This window comes from Paenibacillus sp. NEAU-GSW1 (genome assembly GCF_009737085.1).
Taxonomy (GTDB): Bacteria; Bacillota; Bacilli; order Paenibacillales; family Paenibacillaceae; genus Pristimantibacillus.
Genome location: NZ_WOVL01000053.1, coordinates 1 through 6576, shown reverse-complemented (window position 1 = coordinate 6576; position 6576 = coordinate 1). Strand labels below are relative to the sequence as shown.

Annotated in this window: 5 protein-coding genes and 1 pseudogene; 5 read left to right on the top strand and 1 reads right to left on the bottom strand. The window is 47.5% G+C overall.

Annotation, left to right across the window (positions count from 1 at the left end):
• Positions 1–191: 191 nt before the first annotated feature.
• Complete coding sequence (locus GOM71_RS23595) at positions 192–1538, bottom strand: catalase (RefSeq protein ID WP_156285567.1); 1347 nt, start codon at positions 1536–1538, stop codon at positions 192–194.
• Between the two features lie 147 nt (positions 1539–1685).
• Between GOM71_RS23595 and GOM71_RS23590 the strand changes: the two genes are divergently transcribed.
• The 5 genes and pseudogenes from GOM71_RS23590 to GOM71_RS23570 all read left to right on the top strand — a co-directional run.
• Positions 1686–2138, top strand: coding sequence for a YrhA family protein (locus GOM71_RS23590; protein WP_173276001.1), 453 nt, complete (start codon positions 1686–1688; stop codon positions 2136–2138).
• A gap of 28 nt (positions 2139–2166) precedes the next feature.
• On the top strand, positions 2167–3645 hold the full coding sequence (locus tag GOM71_RS23585; RefSeq protein ID WP_156285565.1) for a sensor histidine kinase: 1479 nt from the start codon (positions 2167–2169) through the stop codon (positions 3643–3645).
• 5 nt (positions 3646–3650) lie between these two features.
• Positions 3651–4352, top strand: coding sequence for a response regulator transcription factor (locus GOM71_RS23580; RefSeq protein WP_156285564.1), 702 nt, complete (start codon positions 3651–3653; stop codon positions 4350–4352).
• A gap of 156 nt (positions 4353–4508) precedes the next feature.
• Positions 4509–5963: an S-layer homology domain-containing protein gene (locus tag GOM71_RS23575; protein WP_156285568.1), complete on the top strand. Its 1455-nt coding sequence runs from the start codon at positions 4509–4511 to the stop codon at positions 5961–5963.
• Positions 5964–6280: 317 nt separating this feature from the next.
• Positions 6281–6576 (top strand): annotated as a pseudogene (locus tag GOM71_RS23570) (transposase); the annotation flags it as partial.

The following is a 6576-nucleotide window of genomic DNA, read 5'->3' as shown; positions in this document are numbered from 1 at the left end:
GTGGCTTTCGCTTGCCCATCATTTGCTGAAGAAAGCCACAAAGCATCAAAATCGAAAAATAGTGTTGCAGGGATAGCTCTCTGCAACACTATTTTCATGAATACCGCTTCTTCAATTACTGATGCGAGCCGTTTTTTCAGCGAGCGAACCACTTTTGGGACGGCCTCTCTTTATATGAGTGTATCATTACATTATTCTTTGGAATGTGCTCTGATTTGTCGTTCCACTCGCTTGCCAAGCTCCGGCGACGCCTTGTGCAAATAGCTAAGTACGATGTTTTGCGTGTTATGCGAAATGCCTGCCAGATCCGCAGCCAGATTATCGACTAAGCGATCTTTCTGGATCGGGGGAAGCGATTCGTAAAACTCGCCCGCTTGTGCGAAATCATCGGCTTTGAACAAATCGGACCGTACAAGATGACCTTCCACATATCGGCCCTCGCCGCTGGTCACAAGGTTGGCGGGCGTCCAATCCGCTTGATGATTGATCGGAATTTTACGGAAATTTGCGCCTAAGCGGTTTCGTTGTGAATCCGAGTAAATATTGGCGCGACCTTGGAGCATCTTATCGTCCGACAGCTCGGCGCCATCCAATAGATTCGTTGGAGAGAACGCGATTTTCTCCACTTGCTCCATATAGTTGTCGGGGTTGCGGTTCAATACGAGCCGGCCAACCGGATGCAACGGATATTGCCGTTCATCCCAAACCTTCGTGTCATCCAGCGGATCGTAGCTAAGCTTCGTTTCATCCTCCGGATTCATCAGCTGCACATAAAGCCCATATTCAACCGTTTTGCCCGAGGCGAGCGAATCATAAAGATCTTGGCCGGCGATATCCGGATTCTCACCCGCCAAACGGACAGACTCTTGCCGGTCGATATACTGCTCACCAGCTTGCGGGATCCAATGGTACTTCACATAGCGGCGAACGCCTTGCGCATTCCGCCATATAAAAGTATTGACGCTATGTCCGCGAACATGTCGGAGGCTTTTGATCGTGCCTGCATCCGAATAGAGCCATACAATAAAATTGGTCGATTCCGGCGCTCTTGCGACGAAGCTCCAGAAACGCTCAGGGTCGATCAGGTTGTTTATGGGAGAGGGAAGGAACGCATTGATCGTCTCAGGAAAGCGTATGGCATCTCTTACGGAAAAGACAGGAATGCTATTGCAGAGCAGATCGAACACACCGTCGGGCGTGTAAAATTTCGTTGAAAAGCCCCGCACATTACGTGATGTGTCCGGGGTGCCTTTATTGCTGACGGCAAGTGAAAAGCGGACGGTAACCGGCACCTGCTGGCCAGGCTCCTGCAAAAAGCAAAGTTTCGTATAGTCGGACATGGAATGAACCGTCTGGAAGTAACCGAACGCTCCATAACCTTTAACATGCACAGGCCGTTCAACAATTTTGGTATGTATAAAGGATTCTAGCGTTTCATGCAGCACCGAGTCCTGTTCCAGCACAGGGCCTCTCTCGCCGACGGTTTGCGAATGCAGTTTGGCAGGAATATCTTCCGACCATTGATTATTGTCGCTCATATGTAACCTCCATGTATACGATTCATGTCAAATACTGTATTGTTTATGCGGATGTCCACTCCATTTATGACAAAAGAGGAGCGAAAGATTAATCCGGATTATGCTAGAATGTAATAGGATCTAAAGACAGATTCGGCGGTGAAGATGATGTGGCAAATCAAGCTGGAACAATTAAGGAAAGAACTGTTGATTTACAGTGCAATCATCAATACGGGAGCTTTAGAAGCGGAGCTGTCGAGCTTTCATCTGGCGGTCAAAGAAGAATGGAATATTGAACTGCCCGAACCCTATATGTCAGTTTTGAGAACCGTAAATGGATTGGAGTTCAACGGTTTTATTTTGTATGGAATTGATGATCCCTATTTAGAAAAAAAGCCAAATCAACAAATTACGGGGCTAATTTCTGCTAATCAAATTTGGTATGAAAATGAGGATCAGAAAAAATATTTGTTTCTAGGCGACAGCAATATAAGCTGGTTTGTGTATGAAATCGATGAAAAGATGTACTTGGAATTAGACAAGCCGTCTGGCAATGAGGTCATGAAATTTAATCATTTCGATGATCTGTTTGAGAAATTGCTTTCGGACTCGCTATTATAGAGAAAGAGCAGGAGAGGAGGCGATCGGAATGTCGATCCGGTTTCGTTTACTATTTTCTTTTACATCGGTGGTCGTTATATCGGTCGCGCTGGTAATGCTTGCCGCTTACTTATTGTCTGTCGCAGCGACCGGCGATTATAAAAGCGTGCGAAGCTTTTATACGATTCATTATTCACTTCACCCATTGTCCGAGGAAGAAGAGAGCATTTTTCTCGATCTGAAATATTTAGCAAAGAACGATCCGGCCAAGTTGGAAGATCTTTCACTGCTGGAAGACTATGACCAAAAGCTAAAAATGGTTCAAGCCGGTCTGCTTGTGCGCAAAGGAGACGAACTGCTCTATACAACGTTGAACATGAATGAAACAAAGTTTGAATTATCGTTACCTAAGTATGAGATGGGGAACTATTCGATCCGCAATACGATGAATGTCGGCAGCCGCTTTTTTGCTTACGCCAAATTCGACTTTTATTTCGATACCGATTCAGAAGAAAAAGGGAGTATCTTTGTAGTTAGAGAGAGAAGCCCATTCGCGGAAATCATTCGCAGAATGCTGCCTATGCTAATAGGCCTCTTTGCGCTTATCGTTCTCATAACGAGCTTCATTCTTTACCGGTACGTCACGCATAAAATCGTCCTTCCGCTCGAAGGGCTGCGCAAGTCGGCCGAACGGATCAAGGACGGCGATTTGAATGACGAGCTGAAGCCAAACAGCAAGGACGAGATTGGCCAGCTTACGATGAGCTTCGAGGAGATGAGACGCCAGCTGAGAGCGTCGATCCAATTGCAGCTTCAATACGAGGAAAATCGCAAGCGGCTGCTCTCGAATATTTCACATGACCTGCGTACGCCGATTACGACGATCAAGGGTTACGCAGAAGGCATTCGGGACGGCGTGGCGCGGACACCGGAGAAGCTGGATCAATATGCCGGTGCGATTCATACTCGTGCTTCGGATATGGAGCGACTGGTGGAGGAGCTGTTCTATTATTCCAAGCTTGATCTTAAAGAAGAGCCATTCCGGTTCGATGAAGTCGACGCTGTATCACTGATTCAAAAATTTGTGGACGAGCATGCGTTAGACTTTGAGCGTGAAGGGATACAACTGAAGTGGGTTGGCTTGCCGGAGCAGGCGCTTTCGATTCAGGCCGATCAGGAAAAATTAAAGCGCGTCGTCCGCAATTTGCTCGTCAATAGCATCAAGTTTATGAAAATGGATCCGAAAATCATTACTGTCGGCATTCGTGCAGAAGAAACAAACGGAGAAGTAGAGGTCATTATTGCCGACAATGGACCGGGCATCGGAGCTGAATCGCTGCCGCTCGTGTTCGATCGCTTTTATCGCGCCGATGATGCGCGATCGCCTTCGACAGGCGGAAGCGGCTTAGGCCTTGCGATCGCAAAACAAATTATTGAAGGACATGGCGGAACGATAACAGCCAAAAGTGAAGAGGGTCACGGAACGGAGATTCATTTTACGCTGCCCATCATTAGAAAAAGCCGGTGAATAACATGACAAAAATATTGATCATTGAAGACGATCCGTATATAGGAGAGCTGCAGAAAGATTATTTCCGGCTGCACGGCATGCAGGCCGAGATGGTGCAGGACGGTTTGGAAGGTCTGCAATTAGCGCTAAGCGGACAATACGATCTATTGATTCTCGATTTGCAGCTGCCCGGCGCAAGCGGGTTCGACATTTGCAAGCAGGTAAGAGAAAAGCTGGACATTCCGGTTCTTATCGTATCGGCTAAAAATGAAGAAGTGGACAAAATTAGAGGGTTCGGACTAGGCGCTGATGATTTTGTGACGAAGCCGTTCAGCCCTAGCGAGCTGGTCGCGCGGGCGAAGGCTCATTTGGCCCGGTACGAACGCTATTTGAAGGACAAGGGAGTCAAGAGGGAGCCAGAGCCGGAAATTTTACGTATTCGAGAGCTAGCTATTCATAAAGCGGCTTACCGCGTATTCGTGAACGATCGCGAGGTATCGCTGACGACGAAGGAATTTGAGGTGTTGCTCTTCCTTTCCGAGCATCCGAACCGGGTTTTTAGTAAAGAAGATCTGTTTGAACGAATTTGGGGAATGGAGTCAAACGGCGAGATTGCGACAGTAACCGTCCATATATCACGTATTCGCGAGAAGATCGAGGAAGACCCTTCAAATCCGCAATTTATTGGTACGGTATGGGGTGCGGGATACCGATTCACCGTATAGACGATGAAAATTTTAACATTTTTACGACTTCGTTTATAAATTGTTTAGAATTCCTTTGAAGCCGGTTTAGGGATGTCCTTTATGATGAAGTAGTCAAAGGAAACGCCACTAAATCGAGCAGAGGGGAAAATGAATCCAATGAAAAAAACGAACCTCATGAAAAAAACAAATAAGCAAGCAGCAGCTATCGCAATTGCAGTCGCAATTGGCGGCAGCGCGTTGCTTCCATCGACAACGGCATCGGCAGCCAGCTTTAATGACGCAAGCGTAACGATTCAGCAAGCGGTCGCAAAGCTGGCGGAACAGGGCATTCTTCAAGGCAATGGTGACGGCAAAATGCATGAAGAGCGCCGCATCACAAACGGTGAGTTCATTAAGATGGCGGTGTTGGTGTTCGGTTTTGAGCCGGAAGCCCCGGCGCCTAAAGCGAAATGGTACGAGGCGTACGTTAACGCCGCCGCAGCAAACGGATTGATGGATGCGAATCCGTCGTTCCAACCGAATAAACAGCTCGAAGGCGCAGATTTAGCGTCCATTATTGCTAAAGGGCTTCAACGCGATGTGAAATCAGTGCAATACTGGATGGAGCTTCTGCAAATCGATCATACTAAAATAACGCGCGGCGAAGCAGCCCGCTTGCTCATTCAAGCTGAGCAAGCGATCCGCAGCGAATCCGCAGCGATCGTATCGGTGAAGGCGCTCAACAAAATTACGCTCGAAGTTGAATTTGACCGTCCGATGACGTTAACGGATGAGACTACAGCTTCGGCGCAAGCGAATTTTGTGCTCAGCAATGGCTTGAAGCTGGTTAATCAGCCTCGGTTGAAAACAGGCTCTGTTGCGACTTATATCGTTCCGATTCAAACGATGAAGAGCGGTGAAGCATTCACGCTCACTTATAAAGGCAAACAAACATTTAGCGTAACTTCTGGCGAGGAAGCGATTCAGTTGAAAAACGTAAATCAAGTGACGAACGATACGTTTGAGGTCAGTTCGTTGCGCGAGGACGGCGTGATTGACTACGGTTATGTCATTTCCGCCTATGCCGGCGGACGCGGCGCAAACGCGATTGTGCTTGAAGAAGACAATAGCTACAAAGGGCAGCCGTTGCAAATCATTTCTTCGTTAGCAACTCGCCAAGCTGTATTAACGCCGGAGGGCGGAGCGCCGATTACCGTCAACTATGTCGGCTTTACGCAATCGACCGACGGCAAGCAAGAACCGAAGTTCCGCCTGCCAGCAGGCACAACGCTTCAGCCAGGCGTCAAATATACAGTAACCTCTGATTGGTTCGTACTTGCAAACAATACGTTCATTGCGCAGCCTATCGATCCCCTTACGATTGCTTCCGCAGCAAGTATCGATGATGCTTCGATTACTGTTTCGTTGACAGCCGATCCAGGCGATGAGCTGTTTGCCTATCGCTCAGTTCGGTTGAAGGGCAGCGACGGTTCGGTTCTTACCGCGCAATACAGAGTGCAGACTCGCAAAGGCGAAACGGGCATTTTCGATATTCAGAACGGCGGTAAACTGGTTGATGGCGTGAAGTATGAGGTTTTGCCGGCAGGTGCTTGGGCAACGGCAATTGCGGTTGAACTTGGCGTTAAATAAGATAATATGAACAAGGGGGTGTCCCATAAGTCATTAAAATGACGATGGGATACCCCCCTGTTTTATTTGGGTAAAACAGCAAACTGCACATTTAAATGTTCCGTTTGCCATTAACCTGTCAATTAATTGCTTAAAATACAAACAAAAAGAAGCCATCTCCTTGTTAGAATAGGAGTACCACCAACCATTCTAGAAAGAGAGGCCTCTTTATGTACAAAGAATAGACCATGGATCAGCTGTCCTTGCCAATGGACTTGCAAGAAGATATCCCCGAAACCATCTCGTTCGCGTCATCAACGATGCGGTCAATCGTTTAGAACAGCTTTAGCAAAACCGACACCGATGCCACGTTTATGCGCATGAAGGAAGATCACATGCGAAATGGACAATTGAAGCCGGGATATAACGTGCAGATTGGAACAGGAGATCAGTTCATCCTTAGTTACAGCCTTCACCAACGCCCAACAGACACGCGTTGTCTTAAGCCACACCTGGACAAAGTGAAAGCATCGCTTGGTCAATTGCCGGGAACCATCATTGCAGACGCAGGTTATGGAAGTGAAGAAAACTATGCTTACCTGGAGTCTGAGGAACAACGGGCACTTGTTAAATA

What these genes read in the sequence shown, in the direction of transcription:
- GOM71_RS23585 (WP_156285565.1), top strand. Translation starts at nt 2,167, where the DNA reads ATGTCGATCCGGTTTCGTTTACTATTTTCTTTTACATCGGTGGTCGTT.
- GOM71_RS23595 (WP_156285567.1), bottom strand. Translation starts at nt 1,538, where the DNA reads ATGAGCGACAATAATCAATGGTCGGAAGATATTCCTGCCAAACTGCAT.
- GOM71_RS23575 (WP_156285568.1), top strand. Translation starts at nt 4,509, where the DNA reads ATGAAAAAAACAAATAAGCAAGCAGCAGCTATCGCAATTGCAGTCGCA.
- GOM71_RS23590 (WP_173276001.1), top strand. Translation starts at nt 1,686, where the DNA reads ATGTGGCAAATCAAGCTGGAACAATTAAGGAAAGAACTGTTGATTTAC.
- GOM71_RS23580 (WP_156285564.1), top strand. Translation starts at nt 3,651, where the DNA reads ATGACAAAAATATTGATCATTGAAGACGATCCGTATATAGGAGAGCTG.